Source organism: Streptomyces aureoversilis, assembly GCF_042657885.1.
Lineage (GTDB): Bacteria > Actinomycetota > Actinomycetes > Streptomycetales > Streptomycetaceae > Streptomyces > Streptomyces aureoversilis.
Window position 1 is genome coordinate 1 of sequence record NZ_JBHSKJ010000025.1, and the last position, 18066, is coordinate 18066.

An 18066-nucleotide genomic window follows, 5' to 3' on the forward strand; every position below is an offset into this window, starting at 1 on the left:
CGTTCTTGGCGACCCAGCGCATCGCGTACGCCGCCGAACGGTCCACCTTGGACGGGTCCTTGCCCGAGAACGCACCGCCACCGTGACGGGCCATGCCGCCGTACGTGTCGATGATGATCTTCCGGCCCGTCAGACCCGCGTCACCCATCGGGCCGCCGATCTCGAAGCGGCCGGTCGGGTTCACCAGCAGGCGGTAGCCGTCGGTGTCGAGCTTGATGCCCTCTTCGACGAGCTCCTTGAGGACGTGCTCGACGACGAACTCGCGAATGTCGGGCGCCAGGAGCGAGTCCAGGTCGATGTCCGACGCGTGCTGGGAGGAGACGACCACGGTGTCGAGACGGACGGCCTTGTTGCCGTCGTACTCGATGGTGACCTGGGTCTTGCCGTCGGGGCGCAGGTAGGGGATGGTCCCGTTCTTGCGGACCTCCGACAGGCGGCGCGAGAGGCGGTGGGCCAGGTGGATCGGCAGCGGCATGAGCTCGGGCGTCTCGTCGCACGCGTAGCCGAACATCAGGCCCTGGTCACCGGCACCCTGCCGGTCGAGCTCGTCCTCGTCACCCTCGACGCGGCTCTCGTAGGCCGTGTCGACACCCTGGGCGATGTCCGGCGACTGCGCGCCGATGGACACCGAGACGCCGCAGGAGGCGCCGTCGAAGCCCTTCTTGGAGGAGTCGTAGCCGATCTCGAGGATCTTGTTGCGCACGAGCGACGCGATCGGCGCGTAGGCCTTCGTCGTCACCTCGCCGGCCACGTGCACCAGGCCGGTGGTGATCAGGGTCTCGACGGCCACGCGGGAGGTCGGGTCCTCCTTGAGCAGGGCGTCGAGAATGGTGTCGCTGATCTGGTCAGCGATCTTGTCGGGGTGACCCTCGGTCACGGACTCCGAGGTGAACAGGCGGCGGGACACATCGCTCCCTGGGGTTGCAGCGGCTGCTGGCTGATCATTGACGGACCCTGGCCGAGAGCTGCGCTCGACGCGGGGTCCTCGGTCAGTTTATCCGGCGTTCTCGTGGTTGGGGCATCCTGTCTCGTATCACCGCCCGGGTGACCTGCGACACCCGTGTGCTCCGGCGCACAAAACGCTCACGCGAAGCGCTGCACGACCAGGTCCCAGACGGTGTCCGCAAGGTCGTCCTTGGGACCGTAGGGAACAGGCGTCTCAGAGCCGTCAGGGGCCAGGACGACGGCTTCGTTCGCTTCCGAACCGAAGGTCTTCCGCTCCCCCACCTCATTGACAACCAGCAGGTCACAGCCCTTGCGGGCGAGCTTGGCGCGCCCGTTGGCGAGGACGTCGTCGGTCTCCGCGGCGAAGCCCACGACGACCTGCCCGGGGCGCGGCCGGTCCCCGGAGAGCTCGGCGAGGACGTCGGGGTTCCGGACGAGCTCGACGGGCGCCGGCTCCTCGCCGTCCTTCTTCTTGATTTTGCCCTCGGCGTAGCGCGCGGGGCGGAAATCGGCCACGGCGGCGGCCATGACGACGGCGTCGGCGTCCGCGGCGGCCTTCAGCACGGCCTCCCGCAGCTGCACGGCGGTGCCCACGTGTATGACGTCGGCGCCGGCCGGGTCGGCCAGCTCGCTGTTGGCGGCGACGAGCGTGACGCGGGCGCCGCGCGCGACGGCGGTGCGGGCCAGGGCGTAGCCCTGCTTGCCGGAGGAGCGGTTGCCGAGGAAGCGCACGGGGTCGAGCGGCTCGCGGGTGCCTCCGGCGCTGATGACCACGTGCCGGCCGGCGAGGTCGGCCACCGGGCCGCCGGCGCCGCGGGCCAGCACCCGGCGGCAGACCTCGAAGATCTCCTCGGGGTCGGGGAGGCGGCCCTTGCCGGTGTCCACGCCGGTCAGGCGGCCGACGGCGGGCTCGATGACGATCGCGCCGCGGCGGCGCAGCGTCGCCACGTTCTCCTGGGTGGCCGGGTTCTCCCACATCTCGGTGTGCATGGCGGGAGCGAAGACGACCGGGCAGCGGGCGGTGAGCAGCGTATTGGTCAGCAGATCGTCGGCGAGGCCGTGGGCGGCCTTGGCCAGCATGTCGGCAGTGGCGGGCGCGACGACGACGAGGCGGGCCTCCTGGCCGATGCGCACGTGGGGCACCTCGTGGACGCTCTCCCACACCTCGGTGCCCGCGGGGTGGCCGGACAGGGCCGACCAGGTCGCCTCGCCGACGAAGTGCAGGGCCGAGGCCGTGGGCACCACGCGGACGTCATGGCCGGACTCGGTGAGCCGGCGCAGCAGCTCGCACGCCTTGTAGGCGGCGATCCCGCCGCTGACCCCCAGGACGACCTTGGGCTTGTCCATCGCTCGCTGTCTCCCCATCCATCGGTTGCGTACAGGTCCCATGACACACCAAGGGTCCGGCAGCCGCGCTGCCGGACCCTTGGTGACGAAAAACGACGAAGAACGCCGTGCTTACTGCGCCGGGGCCTCGATGGCCTCGGAGGTCAGCAGGCCCGCGTTGATCTCGCGGAGCGCGATGGAGAGCGGCTTCTCGTGGACGTGGGTGTCCACCAGCGGGCCGACGTACTCCAGCAGGCCCTCGCCGAGCTGCGAGTAGTACGCGTTGATCTGACGGGCGCGCTTGGCGGCGTAGATCACCAGGCTGTACTTCGAGTCGGTTGCCTCGAGCAGCTCATCAATCGGCGGGTTGATGATGCCCTCGGGCGCGGTGATGGAAGAGGACACTCTCTGCCTTCCGAAGGGGGTGAAGAAAGATGGTCAACGGAGCAAGGCTAGCAGTTCACGCGCAACGTCCTCGACGGAGGTGTTGACCAGCGTGACGTCGAACTCCGACTCGGCGGCGAGCTCGACCTTGGCCGCGGCGAGGCGGCGCTCGATCACCTCGGGCGACTCGGTGCCCCGGCCGGTGAGCCGGCGGACCAGCTCGTCCCAGCCGGGGGGCGCCAGGAAGACCAGCCGGGCATCCGGCATGGTCTCGCGGACCTGCCGGGCGCCCTGGAGGTCGATCTCCAGCAGCACCGGCTCGCCGGCCTCCAGGCGGTCGAGGACCGCCCGGCGCGGCGTGCCGTAGCGGTTGCCGGCGAACTCGGCCCACTCCAGCAGCTCACCGTTGGCGATGAGCTTGTCGAACTCCTCGTCGTCGACGAAGAAGTACTGGACACCGTCCTGCTCGCCGGGGCGCGGCTTGCGGGTGGTGGCCGAGACCGAGAGCCACACCTCGGGGTGCGCCTTGCGCATATGGGCGACGACCGTGCTCTTGCCGACCCCGGAGGGGCCGGAGAGCACGGTCAGCCGCGGTTGTCTGGCCGGGGATACGGGGGACGTCCCCCGGGAGACTGCAGTACTCATGCAGCGATTATCCCGGTTCGCGGGAGTGCCTGGGAACGTCAGGCGGCCTTGCCGCCGAACTCACGCTCCAGCGATGCGATCTGGTTCGAGCCGAGCCCGCGCACACGACGGCTCTCGGAGATCCCGAGCCGCTCCATGATCTGCTTGGCGCGGACCTTGCCCACGCCCGGCAGGCTCTCCAGGAGTGCGCTGACCTTCATCTTGCCGATCACTTCGTTCGTCTGGCCCTGCGCGATGACATCGTGCAGCGAGGCACCGGAATGCTTGAGCCGATTCTTGACCTCGGCGCGCTCCCGGCGAGCCGCGGCGGCCTTTTCGAGCGCGGCAGCGCGCTGTTCAGGGGTAAGGGGCGGAAGAGCCACGCCTACGTCACCTCGGATATCGAACTGTCGGATAACGGACCGGTGAGGAACCTAGTCGGCCCACACCTGCGGAGCAACGAGCAACGCGCTTGCACGTTCGCTCTCGTCGGAGACTAGCGGCCGATTCCGCTCCAGTCAGCGAGAACAAGCGAAAAGTCCTGGTCAGACTCGCTCGACCAGGACTTTTCCGGACATATGGACCAACAATTTTGACGCTTCTGTGGCAGGCTCGCCGTGAGGCGGCCCTCCGGCGGCCTCCCGGCGGCTACCCGGCCGCCGGATCCACGGCGCTCACGGCCTCCCGGACCTCGGCCGCGAAGCGCTCGGCGCTCGCCCGCAGCGCCGCCGCGTCCGGTCCGTGCCGGAGCACGCCGCGGCTCACGTTCGGCACCACGTCGCGCACGGCCGCGCCGAAGACCTTGGGCAGGTCGGCCGCGGTCGCCCCCTGGGCGCCGATGCCGGGGGCCAGCAGCGGGCCGTTGATGTCCAGCTCCGCGCGCGCCGCGCCGAGCGAGCCGCCCAGCGTGGCGCCGACGACCGCGCCGTACGAGCCCATGGGCGCGGCGTCCGCGTTCTCCGCCCGCAGGTGGTCCAGCATGGTCGCGGCCACGCTCGTCCCGTCCGCGCGCACGGCGTGCTGCACCTCGGCGCCCTCCGGGTTCGAGGTGAGGGCCAGGACGAACACGCCGGTGCCGCTCTCGCGCGCCAGGTCCAGCGCGGGGCGCAGCGAGCCGTAGCCGAGGTAGGGGCTGACCGTCACGGCGTCGGAGAAGAGCGGCGAGGCGGGGTCGAGGTAGGTGGCGGCGTAGGCGGCCATGGTGGAGCCGATGTCGCCGCGCTTGGCGTCCATCAGGACCAGCGCGCCGGCCTCGCGGGAGTCGGCGACGGCCTGCTCCAGGACGGCGATGCCGCGCGAGCCGAAGCGCTCGAAGAAGGCGGACTGCGGCTTGAGCACGGCGACGCGGTCGGCGAGCGCCTCCACCACGGTGCGGGTGAAGCGCTCCAGGCCGTCGATGTCGTCGCTCAGGCCCCAGTCGGCGAGGAGGGAGGCGTGCGGGTCGATGCCGACGCAGAGCGGGCCGCGCTCGTCCATGGCGCGGCGCAGGCGCGCGCCGAAGGGTTCGAGGGTCATGCGGCTGCCTTCTTCCGGGTCTCGGCGCCGACCGCCTCGGCGAGGGTGGCGTACGGGCTGGCCGCGAGCTTCTCGGCCAGGCCCTGGTGGATCCTGCGGCACCAGAACGGGCCCTCGTAGATGAAGGCGCTGTAGCCCTGGACGAGCGTGGCGCCCGCCAGGATGCGCTCCCAGGCGTCGTCGGCGGTCTCGATGCCCCCGACGCCCACCAGGGTGATCCGGTCGCCCACGCGGGCGTACAGGCGGCTCAGGACCTCCAGCGAGCGGGCCTTGAGGGGGGCGCCGGACAGGCCGCCGGCCCCGATGGCCTCGACGGTGCGCTTCGGCGTCCGCAGGCCCAGGCCGTCGCGGGCGATCGTGGTGTTGGTGGCGATGATGCCGTCCAGGCCCAGCTCGACGGCCAGGTCGGCGACGGCGTCGACGTCCTCGTCGGCCAGGTCGGGGGCGATCTTCACCAGCAGCGGGACGCGGCGCGAGGTGACCGTGCGGTCGGCGGCCTCGCGGACGGCGGTCAGCAGCGGCCGCAGCGCCTCGGTGGCCTGCAGGTTGCGCAGCCCGGGCGTGTTGGGCGAGGAGACGTTGACGACGAGGTAGTCGGCGTGGGCGGCCAGGCGCTCGGTGGAGGTGACGTAGTCGGCGACGGCCTCGGCCTCCGGCACGATCTTCGTCTTGCCGATGTTGACGCCCACGGTCGTCCGGAAGACCTCCTTGCGGGCCGCCAGGCGCTCCGCCACGGCCGCGGAGCCGTCGTTGTTGAAGCCCATGCGGTTGACGAGCGCGCGGTCCGCCACGAGGCGGAAGAGGCGCTTCTTGGGGTTGCCGGGCTGCGGCTGGGCGGTGACGGTGCCGACCTCGATGTGGTCGAAGCCGAGCATGCTCATGCCGTCGATGGCGGAGGCGTTCTTGTCGAAGCCGGCGGCGAGCCCGAAGGGGCCGTGCATGCGCAGGCCGAGCGCCTCGGTGCGCAGCTCCTTGTGGCGGGGGGCGAGGACGGCCGCGACGAGGGTGCGCAGGACCGGCACGCGGGCCGCGGCGCGGATCCAGGCGAAGGCGAGGTGGTGGGCCTTCTCGGGGTCCATCCGCTGGAAGATCAGTCGGAAGAAGAGGGAGTACATGGTGGTGCCGGGCCTTCCGCGAGCGGGACGGGCGAGAGGGAGGTGCCTGGGGACCGCCCGCCCGCCCCTGCGCGAGGGGCGGGCGGGCGGCACGGGTCAGGCGCGGGCGGCGGTCAGGTGCTCCGCATGCTCCTGCAGGGAGCGCACGCCCACGTCGCCGCGGGTGAGTGCCTCGATGCCCTGGACGGCGGCCGCGAGGGCCTGGACCGTGGTCAGGCACGGGACCGCGCGGGCGACCGCGGCGGTGCGGATCTCGTAGCCGTCGAGGCGGCCGCCGGTGCCGTACGGGGTGTTGACGATCAGGTCGACCTCACCGTCGTGGATGAGCTGGACGATCGTCTTCTCGCCGTTCGGGCCCTCGCCCTCGCTCTGCTTGCGCACGACCGTGGCGTTGATGCCGTTGCGCTTGAGGACCTCGGCGGTGCCGGAGGTGGCCAGCAGCTCGAAGCCGTGGGCGACCAGCTCGCGGGCCGGGAAGATCATCGAGCGCTTGTCCCGGTTGGCGACCGACACGAACGCGCGTCCCTTGGTGGGCAGCGCGCCGTAGGCCCCGGCCTGCGACTTGGCGTAGGCGGTGCCGAAGACGCTGTCGATGCCCATGACCTCGCCGGTCGAGCGCATCTCCGGGCCGAGGACGGTGTCCACGCCGCGGCCGTGGATGTCGCGGAAGCGCGACCACGGCATCACGGCCTCCTTGACGGAGATCGGCGCGTCCAGCGGCAGCGTGCCGCCGTCGCCCTCCTTGGGCAGCATGCCCTCCTCGCGCAGCTGGGCGACGGTCGCGCCCAGCGAGATCCGGGCGGCGGCCTTGGCCAGCGGCACGGCGGTCGCCTTCGAGGTGAAGGGGACCGTGCGGGAGGCGCGCGGGTTGGCCTCCAGGACGTAGAGGATGTCCCCGGCCATGGCGAACTGGATGTTGATCAGTCCGCGCACGCCGACGCCCTTGGCGATGGCCTCGGTGGAGGCCCGCAGCCGCTTGATGTCGTAGCCGCCGAGGGTGATCGGGGGCAGGGCGCAGGCGGAGTCGCCGGAGTGGATGCCGGCCTCCTCGATGTGCTCCATGACGCCGCCGAGGTAGAGCTCGTGGCCGTCGTAGAGCGCGTCGACGTCGATCTCGATGGCGTCGTCGAGGAAGCGGTCGATGAGGACCGGGTGCTCGGAGATCAGGCCCGCGTGGCGCTCCAGGTACTCGCCGAGGGAGGGCTCGTCGTAGACGATCTCCATGCCGCGGCCGCCGAGCACGTAGGACGGGCGGACCATGACCGGGTAGCCGATCTCGGCGGCGATGCCCTTGGCCTCCTCGAAGGAGAAGGCGGTGCCGTACTTGGGGGCGGGCAGGCCGGCCTCGGTCAGCACGCGGCCGAAGGCGCCGCGCTCCTCGGCGAGGTCGATGGCCTCGGGCGAGGTGCCGACGATCGGCACGCCGTTGTCCTTGAGCGCCTGCGCCAGGCCCAGCGGGGTCTGGCCACCGAGCTGGACGACGACGCCCGCGACGGGGCCGGCCTCCTGCTCGGCGTGGACGATCTCCAGGACGTCCTCCAGGGTGAGCGGCTCGAAGTAGAGCCGGTCGGAGGTGTCGTAGTCGGTGGAGACGGTCTCGGGGTTGCAGTTGACCATCACGGTCTCGTAGCCGGCGTCGCTGAGCGCGAAGGAGGCGTGGACGCAGGAGTAGTCGAACTCGATGCCCTGGCCGATGCGGTTCGGGCCCGAGCCCAGGATGATCACCGCGGGCTTCTCGCGGGGCGCGACCTCGGACTCCTCGTCGTAGGAGGAGTAGAAGTACGGGGTCTTCGCCGCGAACTCGGCGGCGCAGGTGTCGACCGTCTTGTAGACCGGGCGGACGCCGAGGGCGTGGCGGACCTCGCGGACGACGTCCTCGCGCAGGCCGCGGATCGCGCCGATCTGGGCGTCGGAGAAGCCGTGCCGCTTGGCCTCGGCCAGCAGCTCGGGCTCCAGCTTCTCGGCGGCGGCCAGCTCGTCCGCGATCTCCTTGATCAGGAAGAGCTGGTCGACGAACCACGGGTCGATCTTCGTGGCGTCGAAGACCTCCTCGGCGGTGGCCCCGGCGCGGATGGCCGCCATGACCGTGTTGATGCGGCCGTCCGTGGGGACGACGGCCTTGGCCAGCAGCTCCGTCTTGTCGCCGGGCGCGGAGACGAAGTCGAACTGCGAGCCCTTCTTCTCCAGCGAGCGCAGGGCCTTCTGCAGCGCCTCGGTGAAGTTGCGGCCGATGGCCATGGCCTCGCCCACCGACTTCATGGTGGTGGTGAGGGTGGCGTCGGCGGCCGGGAACTTCTCGAACGCGAAGCGGGGCGCCTTGACCACGACGTAGTCGAGCGTGGGCTCGAAGGACGCCGGGGTCTTCTCGGTGATGTCGTTGGGGATCTCGTCCAGCGTGTAGCCGACGGCGAGCCTCGCTGCGATCTTGGCGATCGGGAAGCCGGTGGCCTTGGAGGCGAGCGCGGAGGAGCGCGAGACGCGCGGGTTCATCTCGATGACGATGACCCGGCCGTCGTCGGGGTTGACGGCGAACTGGATGTTGCAGCCGCCGGTGTCGACGCCGACCTCGCGGATGATCGCGATGCCGACGTCCCGCAGGATCTGGTACTCGCGGTCGGTCAGCGTCATCGCCGGGGCGACGGTGATGGAGTCGCCGGTGTGCACGCCCATCGGGTCGAAGTTCTCGATGGAGCAGACGACCACGACGTTGTCGTTCTTGTCGCGCATCAGCTCCAGCTCGTACTCCTTCCAGCCGAGGATGGACTCCTCCAGGAGCACCTCGGTGGTCGGGGAGAGCGTGAGGCCCTGGCCTGCGATGCGGCGCAGCTCGTCCTCGTCGTGCGCGAAGCCGGAGCCGGCGCCGCCCATGGTGAAGGAGGGGCGGACGACGACGGGGTAGCCGCCGAGCGTCTCGACGCCCGCGAGGACCTCGTCCATGGTGTGGCAGATGACCGAGCGGGCGGACTCGCCGTGGCCGATCTTGGCGCGGACGGCCTCGACGACGCCCTTGAACAGGTCGCGGTCCTCGCCCTTGTGGATGGCCTCGACGTTGGCGCCGATCAGCTCCACGCCGTACTTCTGCAGCACGCCGTTCTCGTGCATGGAGATCGCGGTGTTGAGCGCGGTCTGGCCGCCGAGGGTGGGCAGGAGGGCGTCCGGGCGCTCCTTGGCGATGATCTTCTCGACGAACTCGGGGGTGATCGGCTCGACGTAGGTGGCGTCGGCGATCTCCGGGTCGGTCATGATCGTGGCCGGGTTGGAGTTGACGAGGATGACCCGCAGGCCCTCGGACTTCAGCACGCGGCAGGCCTGGGTGCCGGAGTAGTCGAACTCCGCGGCCTGGCCGATGACGATCGGGCCGGAGCCGATGACCAGAACGGACTGGATGTCGGTGCGCTTAGGCACGCTGGCCCTCCATCAGGGAGACGAAGCGGTCGAACAGGTACGCGGCGTCGTGCGGTCCTGCGGCTGCCTCGGGGTGGTACTGGACGCTGAATGCCGGCTGGTCGAGCAGCTGGAGGCCTTCCACCACGTTGTCGTTCAGACACACGTGGGAGACCTCCACCCGGCCGTACGGCGTGTCGGTCGCCCGGTCGAGCGGGGCGTCGACGGCGAAGCCGTGGTTGTGCGCGGTGACCTCGACCTTGCCGGTCGTGCGGTCCTGCACGGGCTGGTTGATGCCGCGGTGGCCGTACTTCAGCTTGTACGTGCCGAAGCCGAGCGCGCGGCCGAGGATCTGGTTGCCGAAGCAGATGCCGAACAGCGGCGTCCTGCGGGAGAGGACCTCGCGCATGACGGCGACGGGGTGGTCGGCGGTGGCCGGGTCGCCCGGGCCGTTGGAGAAGAACACGCCGTCGGGGTTGACGGCGTAGACGTCCTCGGCGGTGGCCGTGGCCGGCAGCACGTGCACCTCGATGCCGCGCTCGGCCATCCGGTGCGGGGTCATGCCCTTGATGCCCAGGTCGACCGCGGCGACGGTGAACTTCTTCTCACCGATCGCGGGGACCACGTAGGTCTCCTTGGTGGCGACCTCGGCGGAGAGGTCGGCGCCCTTCATCTCGGGGGCCTGGCGCACCTCGGCGAGCATCGTGCCCTCGTCGGGCAGGGAGTTCCCGGAGAAGATGCCGACGCGCATGGCGCCGCGCTCGCGCAGGTGGCGGGTCAGGGCGCGGGTGTCGATGCCGCAGATGCCGACGACGCCCTGCTTGGCCAGCTCCTCGTCCAGGGAGCGGCGCGAGCGCCAGTTGGACGGGACGCGGGCGGGGTCGCGCACCACGTAGCCGGCGACCCAGATGCGCGCGGACTCGGGGTCCTCGTCGTTGACGCCGGTGTTGCCGACGTGCGGGGCGGTCATCACGACCACCTGGCGGTGGTACGAGGGGTCGGTCAGGGTCTCCTGGTAGCCGGTCATGCCGGTGGAGAACACGGCCTCGCCGAAGGTCTCCCCCACGGCCCCGTAGGCCCGGCCGCGGAAGATCCGGCCGTCCTCCAGGACGAGTACGGCGGGAACCGTACTTTTCCTCTGCGAGGAGCTCCCCTGGATGGAGGTCGTCATCGTGCGCCTTCCGTGTCGCTGTTCGTGTGGTGCAGGTGGGTGAGGGCCTCGACCCACGCGGCGTGCTCGGCCGCCTGGTCGGAGCGGAAACCGGAATCGATCTCCCGGTCCCCGTGCACCCAGGTGATCACCAGCAGGCCGCCCTCGGTGAGGACCTTGCCGGCGATGCCCTTGTCGAGCCGGGCGCCGCGCACCCGGTCCGCGGGGATGAAGAAGTCCTGGGCGCCGGGGCGCACCGCGGTGACGCCCTGCTCCGTCAGGGTGAGCACGGCCCGGCTGCGGGTGCCGAGGCCGTGCGCGACGATGCGGTCGAGCCACTGGCCGGCCGTGGTGGAGCCGTGGTAGCGGCCCTCCATGGTGAGCGTGGGCTCACCCGCGTCGGCGGGGACGGCGGGCAGCTCGGGCAGGTCGCCCTGGAGCGCGCCGCGCCACTTCCAGCCCTCGCGCATCAGCCAGTAGACGAGCGCGATGAAGAGCAGCAGTCCCACGACCCAGCCGATGCGTGCGGCCCAGTCGGTGACCGCCTGCGACTTCTGCTCGTCCGCCGCCAGATTGATCAAAGGTGTCACGCCAGATTCCCGTCCACGACCGTTGCCCGGCCCCGCAGGAAGGTGTGGGTGACGCGACCCGGCAGCTCGCGGCCCTCGTAGGGGGTGTTGCGGCTGCGGGAGGCGAAGCCCGCGGGGTCCACGAGACCACGGTAAGCGGAATCGACCAGGGTGAGGTTGGCGGGCTCACCCGCGGCGATCGGGCGGCCGTGTCCGGCGAGGCTGCCGATGCGGGCGGGCTTGAAGGACATGCGCTCGGCGACGCCGGCCCAGTCCAGCAGCCCGGTCTCGACCATCGTGTGCTGGACGACGGACAGCGCGGTCTCCAGGCCCACCATGCCCATGGCGGCCGCGGCCCACTCGCAGTCCTTGTCCTCGTGCGGGTGCGGGGCGTGGTCGGTGGCGACGATGTCGATCGTGCCGTCGGCCAGGGCCTCGCGCAGCGCCATCACGTCGCGCTCGGTGCGCAGCGGCGGGTTGACCTTGTAGACCGGGTTGTACGAGCGCACCAGCTCGTCGGTGAGGAGCAGGTGGTGCGGGGTGACCTCGGCGGTGACGTCGATGCCGCGCGACTTGGCCCAGCGGACGATCTCGACCGAGCCGGCCGTGGAGAGGTGACAGATGTGCACCCGGGAGCCGACGTGCTCGGCGAGGAGGACGTCACGGGCGATGACCGACTCCTCGGCGACGGCCGGCCAGCCGCCCAGGCCGAGCTCGGCGGAGACGACGCCCTCGTTCATCTGGGCGCCCTCGGTCAGGCGGGGCTCCTGCGCGTGCTGGGCGATGACGCCGCCGAAGGCCTTCACGTACTCCAGCGCACGGCGCATGATCACGGCGTCGTCGACGCACTTGCCGTCGTCGGAGAAGACGGTGACGCCGGCGGCGGAGTCGTGCATGGCGCCCAGCTCGGAGAGCTGCTTGCCCTCCAGGCCGACGGTGACGGCGCCGATGGGCTGCACGTCGCAGTAGCCGGACTCCTTGCCCAGGCGCCAGACCTGCTCGACGACGCCGGCGGTGTCGGCGACGGGGAAGGTGTTGGCCATGGCGAAGACGGCCGTGTAGCCGCCGCTCGCGGCGGCCCGGGTGCCGGTCAGGACCGTCTCGGAGTCCTCGCGGCCGGGCTCGCGCAGGTGGGTGTGGAGGTCGACCAGGCCGGGCAGCAGGATCTTGCCGCCGGCCTCGATCACCTGGGCGCCCTCGGTGCTCAGGCCCGTGCCCACCTCGGCGATGGTCTCGCCCTCGATCAGGACGTCCTGGGGCTCACCGCCGAGGACCTTCGCACCGCGGATCAGGATCTTGGTCATTACTTGTTCTCCTCGGTGCGGGCGGTGGTGGTGACGGCGGGCTCGGAGCCGCCGAGCAGCAGGTAGAGGACGGCCATCCGGGTGCTGACGCCGTTGGCGACCTGCTCGACGGCCGTGCAGCGGTCGGAGTCGGCGACCTCGGCGGTGATCTCCATGCCGCGGTTCATCGGGCCGGGGTGCATCACGACGGCGTGCTCGGGCATCTTCGCCATGCGGTCCCCGTCCAGGCCGTAGCGGCGGGCGTACTCGCGCTCGGTCGGGAAGAAGGCGGCGTTCATCCGCTCGCGCTGGACGCGCAGCATCATCACGGCGTCGGACTTCGGCAGCACGGCGTCGAGGTCGTAGGAGACCTCGCAGGGCCAGCTCTCGACGCCGACCGGCACCAGTGTGGGCGGCGCGACGAGGGTGACCTCGGCGCCGAGCGTGGTCAGCAGGTGGACGTTGGAGCGGGCGACGCGGCTGTGCAGCACGTCGCCGACGATCGTGATCCGGCGCCCGGAGAGGTCCTGCCCGATCCCCGCGTCCCGGCCGACCAGGCGGCGACGCACGGTGAAGGCGTCCAGCAGGGCCTGGGTGGGGTGCTCGTGGGTGCCGTCGCCGGCGTTGACGACGGCCCCGTCGATCCAGCCCGAGTTCGCCAGCCGGTAGGGGGCGCCGGAGGCGTGGTGGCGGATGACGACGGCGTCGGCGCCCATCGCCTCCAGGGTCAGGGCGGTGTCCTTGAGGGACTCGCCCTTGGAGACCGAGGAGCCCTTGGCGGAGAAGTTGATGACGTCGGCGGAGAGCCGCTTGGCGGCGGCCTCGAAGGAGATGCGGGTGCGCGTCGAGTCCTCGAAGAAGAGGTTGACGACGGTGCGGCCGCGCAGGGTGGGCAGTTTCTTGATCGGCCGGTCGGCGACCCGGGCCATCTCCTCGGCGGTGTCGAGGATCAGGACGGCGTCGTCGCGGGTGAGGTCGGCGGCCGAGATGAGGTGGCGCTTCATCCGGGTGCTCCGTGTGTAGGAGGTGTGCGGGTACGCGGACGGGCGTGCGAGGACCAGGCGGTCACGGCCTCGCAGCGGCCGGGGTCCGGGAGGGGAGCTCGCTACTGCGCGTCGGCAGGGGTGGCCGCGCGCACGCCGAGCAGGACGCTGTCGCGCCCGTCCTCCTCGGTGAGCTGGACCTTGACCGTCTCCCGCAGCGACGTCGGGAGGTTCTTGCCGACGTAGTCGGCACGGATGGGGAGTTCGCGGTGGCCGCGGTCGACGAGGACCGCGAGCTGGACGGCGCGCGGGCGCCCGATGTCGTTCAGGGCGTCCAGCGCGGCGCGGATCGTACGGCCGGAGAAGAGCACGTCGTCCACGAGGACCACCAGGCGGCCGTCGATGCCCTCGCCGGGGATCTCGGTGCGCGCGAGGGCGCGCGCCGGGCGCAGCCGCAGGTCGTCGCGGTACATGGTGATGTCGAGGGAGCCGACGCGGGTCGCGCCGCCGGTGATCTCTTCGAGCTTGGCGGCCAGCCGGCGGGCGAGGAAGACGCCGCGCGTCGGAATGCCGAGGAGCACCACGTCATCGGCGCCCTTGGCGCGCTCGACGATCTCGTGGGCGATACGGGTCAGGACCCGTGCGATGTCCGGTGCTTCGAGCACGGGACGGGGGGCGGAGCCCATGGGGCTCGCCTCGGGAATGGCGTCCATACGAAACGGACCTCCTTCTCCGCCTCACGGGACGGACATTAAAGGACGTCGGAATTACTCCCTCACCGTACCAGGCCCGCCATCGGACGCTCCCCGTCACCCCTACTGGCGGACGGTGTGGACCATTCGGCTTGACGAAGTCAGATTACGCTGCGTAACCTCACAGTGAGTTACCAGACACGCGGCAGTCGCAGAAGACGCCGTCGCACGTCGATATAGCGTCCGGGGAGCTTTATGTCCAGCGAATACGCCAAACAGCTCGGGGCCAAGCTCCGCGCCATCCGCACCCAGCAGGGCCTCTCCCTTCACGGCGTGGAGGAGAAGTCCCAGGGCCGCTGGAAGGCCGTCGTAGTGGGTTCGTACGAGCGCGGCGACCGTGCCGTGACCGTGCAGCGCCTGGCCGAGCTGGCCGACTTCTACGGGGTTCCCGTGCAGGAACTGCTGCCCGGCACCACGCCGGGCGGCGCTGCCGAGCCGCCGCCGAAGCTGGTCCTGGACCTTGAGCGCCTGGCCCACGTGCCGGCCGAGAAGGCGGGCCCGCTCCAGCGTTACGCGGCGACCATCCAGAGCCAGCGCGGCGACTACAACGGCAAGGTCCTCTCGATCCGCCAGGACGACCTGCGGACCCTCGCCGTCATCTACGATCAGTCGCCCTCGGTGCTCACCGAGCAGCTGATCAGCTGGGGCGTGCTCGATGCGGATGCGCGCCGCGCGGTCCAGCACGAGGACGCCTGACGGCCTGTCCGGTCATCGCGACCGGCCATGACAAAACCGCCTGGGGCGGGAAACCTCCGGTTTCCCGCCCCAGGCGGTTCGTCTTTTGTGCGGCGGACCCGGCTCGCACGAGCCGGACCGCTTACTTCTCGTCGCGCCGGAGACCCGGCTTGAGCTCCTTGAAGCGGGCGAGCAGACCGTTGACGAAGGCCGGTGACTCGTCGGTGGAGAACTCCTTGGCGAGCTGCACCGCCTCGTCGATCGCCACCGCGTCCGGGGTGCCGTCCTCCCAGATCAGCTCGTAGGCACCGAGCCGCACGATGTTCCGGTCCGCGACCGGCATGCGGTCCAGGTCCCAGTCGACCGCGTAGGTGGCGATCAGCTCGTCGATCCGGGCGACGTGCTCGGCGTACCCCTCGACCAGCTGCATCGTGTACTCGTTGACCGGCGGCTGGCGGTCGTCGGACCGCGAGTGCCGGATCCAGTCCGCGAGGACGTTCTGCACGGTGATGCCGCGCTGGTCGGCCTCGAAGAGGATCTGGAAGGCGCGCTTACGGGCCTTGCTGCGGGCAGCCACGGTTAGCTGTTCACCCGGCCGAGGTAATCGCCGGTGCGCGTGTCGACCTTGATCTTCTCGCCGGTGGTGACGAAGAGCGGGACCTGGATCTCGTAGCCCGTCTCCAGCTTGGCGGGCTTGGTGCCGCCGGTGGAGCGGTCGCCCTGGACGCCCGGGTCGGTGTGCTCGATGACCAGCTCGACGGCGGCCGGGAGCTCGACGTAGAGCACCTCGCCCTCGTGCGTGGCGACGGTGGCCTCGAAGCCCTCGATCAGGAAGTTCGCGGCGTCGCCGACGGCCTTCCGGTCGATCATCAGCTGGTCGTAGTCCTTCATGTCCATGAAGACGAAGTATTCGCCGTCCATGTACGAGAACTGCATGTCGCGGCGGTCGACGGTGGCCGTCTCGACCTTCACACCGGCGTTGAAGGTCTTGTCGACGACCTTGCCGGAGAGCACGTTCTTCAGCTTCGTACGGACGAAGGCGGGGCCCTTGCCGGGCTTGACGTGCTGGAACTCGACGACGGACCAGAGCTGGCCGCCTTCGAGCTTGAGCACCATGCCGTTCTTGAGGTCGTTCGTGGATGCCACGGTTGCGGTATCTCCTGGACTGGTGGAACCAGAAAGTGCGGTGCGCCCGGCTAGAGCGCGAGCAGCTCTTTGGTCGTAATGGTGAGTAGCTCGGGTCCGCCGTCCGCCTCGGGGCGGACGACGAGCGTGTCATCGATCCGGACGCCGCCGCGGCCCGGGAGGTGTACCCCCGGATCTACGGTGACCGGCACGCAAGCGTCCAGTTTACCCATTGCGGAAGGTGTCAGCCGAGGGTCCTCGTCGTTTTCGAGCCCCACGCCGTGTCCGATCCGCGGTCCGACGCGATCACCGTGGCCCGCGGCCTCCAGCACCACCCGCGCGGCGCGGTCCACGTCCCGGCAGGGAGTGCCCGGCGCGAGCGCCTCCCGGCCGGCCCGCTGGGCGGCGAACACCTGGTCGTAGAGCTCGATCTGCCAGTCCGCCGGGCTCGTGCCGATCACGAAGGTCCGCCCGATCTCGCTGCGGTAGCCGCGGTAGTCCGCCCCGACGCACACGCTCAGGAAGTCGCCCTCCTCCACGCGGCGGTCGCTCGGCAGGTGCCCGGCCAGCCCCGAGTTCGGCCCGGTGCCGACGGAGGTGGGGAACGCCGGGCCCGTGGCGCCGTGGTCGACCAGCCGCCGCTCCAGCTCCAGCGCGAGGTGCCGCTCGGTGCGCCCGACCAGGATCGACTCCAGCAGCTCCCCCAGGGCCTGGTCGGCGATCTCCGCGGCGATGCGCAGGGAGGAGATCTCCTCGTCGTCCTTGACGAGCCGCTGCTGCTCCACGGCGGTGCCCAGGTCCGTCAGGCGCAGCCGCGGCGCGACGGACTGCAGGGCGCGGTGGCGGGAGACCGTCAGGTGGTGCTCCTCCACGGCCAGCGAGCCGGCCCCGGCGGCCACGGCCCGCTCGGCGCCCGCGACGGCCGGGTCGCCGTCGGCCCCGTCCAGCACGACGACGCGCAGGTCCTCCGCGGGGCGGGCGAGGGTGGGGATGCCACAGGGGTCGCAGGGGCACAGGAGGACGTCCTGGCCGGGGCACACGAGCAGCGCCGCCCCGGCCGGGGCGGTACCGGCCAGATAGCGGACGTTGGCGTTCCCGGAGACCAGGGCGGCCTCGCTCCCGGCCGCGTGACAGCGCTCGCGCAGCCGGGCGCGGCGGGCCGCGTACACCTCGGACATGTCTCCGAGCGTACGGCCGGGCTCCGCGGGCGGCCGTCCCAGCGCGTCCGACCGGGCAGCGGCGCCCGCGGCCCGCGGAGCCGGGCGCCGGGCCCGTCAGCAGCCGGCCGGACTGGCCAGCGAGCGGGCGACGACCTCGTCGAGGAGGCGGGCCGTGGTGGTGACGTCCTGCTGGGAGTTGTCGATGATGGGCAGGCCCGAGCCGTACCAGCCGGCCATCCGGCCGTGGATGCGGGCGACCTCCTCGTCGCCGAGGCGGCGGTTGCCCGTGCGCTCGGCGTTGCGCTCCAGGACGACCTCCAGGCCCGGGAGCAGGACGACGGGCAGCAGGCCCGGGCCCACATGGCGCTTCCAGCCGCCCAGGCCGACGGCGGGCCGGTCGGGGAAGACGGCGTCGTCGAGGATGCAGGAGATGCCGTTGGCCAGGAAGTTGCGCGCGGCGAAGCCGCAGGTGCGGCGGGCGAGGCGGTACTGCGCCTCGGAGTGGTCGTTCCAGCCGGACTGCGGATCGGCGAAGCCGGAGCGCACCCACTCGCGGACGTCGTCGAGGCTGATGTGGGCGGTGGGCACGCGGCGGGTGTCCGCCCAGTGCCGGGCCACGGTGGTCTTCCCGGCGCCGGCCGGGCCGATGAGGAGCACGGCGACGGCGGCGTGGGCGGGATCGACGGGCTGGGCTGCGGGCACGGGGGCGCCCTGCGGAAGCATGAGGTGGCCCGTCGCGTCGGCGGGCGGCGGCTGAGGCGGCGCCTGCGGGGGCGGCGAGGCGGGCCAGCCGGGGGCCGGACCCGCGGCGGGCGGGGCGGCGGGGACCGGCGGGACGGGCGGTACGGGGTGGGACCCCATCGGCGGGTGGCCGCCGAGCCGGCTGCCGGGCCCCTGCCCAGGGGGCGGTGGCAGCGGCGCTCCCACTGCGTGCTGCATCCGGTGGCACTCCGTCTCGTGCGGGCGACTGGCGCGTGGTGAAGGGCCGCGGGGCCGGCCAGGAGGGGAGAGTACCGGAGAGCACCGGGCCCGCCCCCCTTGCCCCGGCCGCCGTGGGGTGAACGGCCGGGGAAGGC

At 71.5% G+C, this 18066-nt stretch carries 18 protein-coding genes; 1 reads left to right on the forward strand and 17 read right to left on the reverse strand.

Annotation, left to right across the window (positions count from 1 at the left end; all coding sequences use genetic code 11):
• From metK to pyrR, 13 genes are all read right to left on the reverse strand, one after another.
• Nucleotides 1-907 (reverse strand): methionine adenosyltransferase (gene metK / locus ACFPP6_RS31815; protein WP_382049730.1); only part of this gene is annotated, 907 nt, incomplete at its 3' end.
• Nucleotides 908-1083: 176 nt separating this feature from the next.
• The gene (coaBC, locus tag ACFPP6_RS31820) at nt 1084-2292 is read right to left on the reverse strand and encodes a bifunctional phosphopantothenoylcysteine decarboxylase/phosphopantothenate--cysteine ligase CoaBC (protein ID WP_382049732.1); all 1209 of its coding nucleotides are present in this window, start codon (nt 2290-2292) and stop codon (nt 1084-1086) included.
• A 111-nt stretch (nt 2293-2403) separates the two neighbouring features.
• Nucleotides 2404-2676, reverse strand: coding sequence for a DNA-directed RNA polymerase subunit omega (gene rpoZ / locus ACFPP6_RS31825; protein WP_004948662.1), 273 nt, complete (start codon nt 2674-2676; stop codon nt 2404-2406).
• 33 nt (nt 2677-2709) lie between these two features.
• A complete protein-coding gene (gmk, locus tag ACFPP6_RS31830; RefSeq protein ID WP_367131879.1) occupies nt 2710-3300 on the reverse strand; it encodes a guanylate kinase in 591 nt (196 codons plus the stop codon).
• Nucleotides 3301-3338: 38 nt separating this feature from the next.
• Nucleotides 3339-3662, reverse strand: a complete 324-nt coding sequence (locus ACFPP6_RS31835) for an integration host factor (protein ID WP_030365336.1) — start codon at nt 3660-3662, stop codon at nt 3339-3341.
• 265 nt (nt 3663-3927) lie between these two features.
• Nucleotides 3928-4794, reverse strand: coding sequence for an orotidine-5'-phosphate decarboxylase (pyrF, locus tag ACFPP6_RS31840; RefSeq protein ID WP_382049735.1), 867 nt, complete (start codon nt 4792-4794; stop codon nt 3928-3930).
• Nucleotides 4791-5909, reverse strand: coding sequence for a quinone-dependent dihydroorotate dehydrogenase (locus ACFPP6_RS31845; protein ID WP_382049737.1), 1119 nt, complete (start codon nt 5907-5909; stop codon nt 4791-4793). The genes pyrF and ACFPP6_RS31845 overlap by 4 nt, the downstream gene beginning before the upstream one ends.
• Nucleotides 5910-6005: 96 nt before the next feature.
• Nucleotides 6006-9314 carry a carbamoyl-phosphate synthase large subunit gene (gene carB, locus ACFPP6_RS31850; protein ID WP_382049739.1) on the reverse strand — a complete coding sequence of 1103 codons (3309 nt, stop codon included), beginning with the start codon at nt 9312-9314 and terminating at the stop codon, nt 6006-6008.
• Nucleotides 9307-10464, reverse strand: coding sequence for a glutamine-hydrolyzing carbamoyl-phosphate synthase small subunit (gene carA, locus ACFPP6_RS31855; protein WP_382049741.1), 1158 nt, complete (start codon nt 10462-10464; stop codon nt 9307-9309). Before carA ends, carB begins: the two co-directional genes overlap by 8 nt.
• Complete coding sequence (locus tag ACFPP6_RS31860) at nt 10461-11033, reverse strand: PH-like domain-containing protein (protein ID WP_382049743.1); 573 nt, start codon at nt 11031-11033, stop codon at nt 10461-10463. Before ACFPP6_RS31860 ends, carA begins: the two co-directional genes overlap by 4 nt.
• Nucleotides 11030-12316 (reverse strand): dihydroorotase, encoded by a 1287-nt coding sequence (locus ACFPP6_RS31865; protein ID WP_382049745.1) that lies wholly within the window; start codon nt 12314-12316, stop codon nt 11030-11032. Before ACFPP6_RS31865 ends, ACFPP6_RS31860 begins: the two co-directional genes overlap by 4 nt.
• Nucleotides 12316-13299 (reverse strand): aspartate carbamoyltransferase catalytic subunit, encoded by a 984-nt coding sequence (locus tag ACFPP6_RS31870; RefSeq protein ID WP_382049747.1) that lies wholly within the window; start codon nt 13297-13299, stop codon nt 12316-12318. The genes ACFPP6_RS31865 and ACFPP6_RS31870 overlap by 1 nt, the downstream gene beginning before the upstream one ends.
• Nucleotides 13300-13400: 101 nt before the next feature.
• Nucleotides 13401-13991, reverse strand: a complete 591-nt coding sequence (pyrR, locus tag ACFPP6_RS31875; RefSeq protein WP_382049749.1) for a bifunctional pyr operon transcriptional regulator/uracil phosphoribosyltransferase PyrR — start codon at nt 13989-13991, stop codon at nt 13401-13403.
• Nucleotides 13992-14225: 234 nt separating this feature from the next.
• On the opposite strand from pyrR, the gene bldD reads away from it, so the two are divergent.
• Entirely contained in the window at nt 14226-14726 is a 501-nt protein-coding gene (gene bldD / locus ACFPP6_RS31880) for a transcriptional regulator BldD (RefSeq protein ID WP_004948690.1), read from the forward strand.
• A gap of 121 nt (nt 14727-14847) precedes the next feature.
• Here bldD and nusB read toward each other — a convergent pair whose 3' ends face one another.
• From nusB to ACFPP6_RS31900, 4 genes are all read right to left on the reverse strand, one after another.
• Entirely contained in the window at nt 14848-15282 is a 435-nt protein-coding gene (gene nusB, locus ACFPP6_RS31885) for a transcription antitermination factor NusB (protein ID WP_382049752.1), read from the reverse strand.
• Nucleotides 15283-15284: 2 nt separating this feature from the next.
• Nucleotides 15285-15851, reverse strand: coding sequence for an elongation factor P (efp, locus tag ACFPP6_RS31890; protein WP_168092229.1), 567 nt, complete (start codon nt 15849-15851; stop codon nt 15285-15287).
• Between the two features lie 50 nt (nt 15852-15901).
• Complete coding sequence (locus ACFPP6_RS31895) at nt 15902-17008, reverse strand: aminopeptidase P family protein (protein ID WP_382049754.1); 1107 nt, start codon at nt 17006-17008, stop codon at nt 15902-15904.
• A gap of 96 nt (nt 17009-17104) precedes the next feature.
• Complete coding sequence (locus ACFPP6_RS31900; protein ID WP_382049756.1) at nt 17105-17929, reverse strand: AAA family ATPase; 825 nt, start codon at nt 17927-17929, stop codon at nt 17105-17107.
• Between the last annotated feature and the right edge of the window lie 137 nt (nt 17930-18066).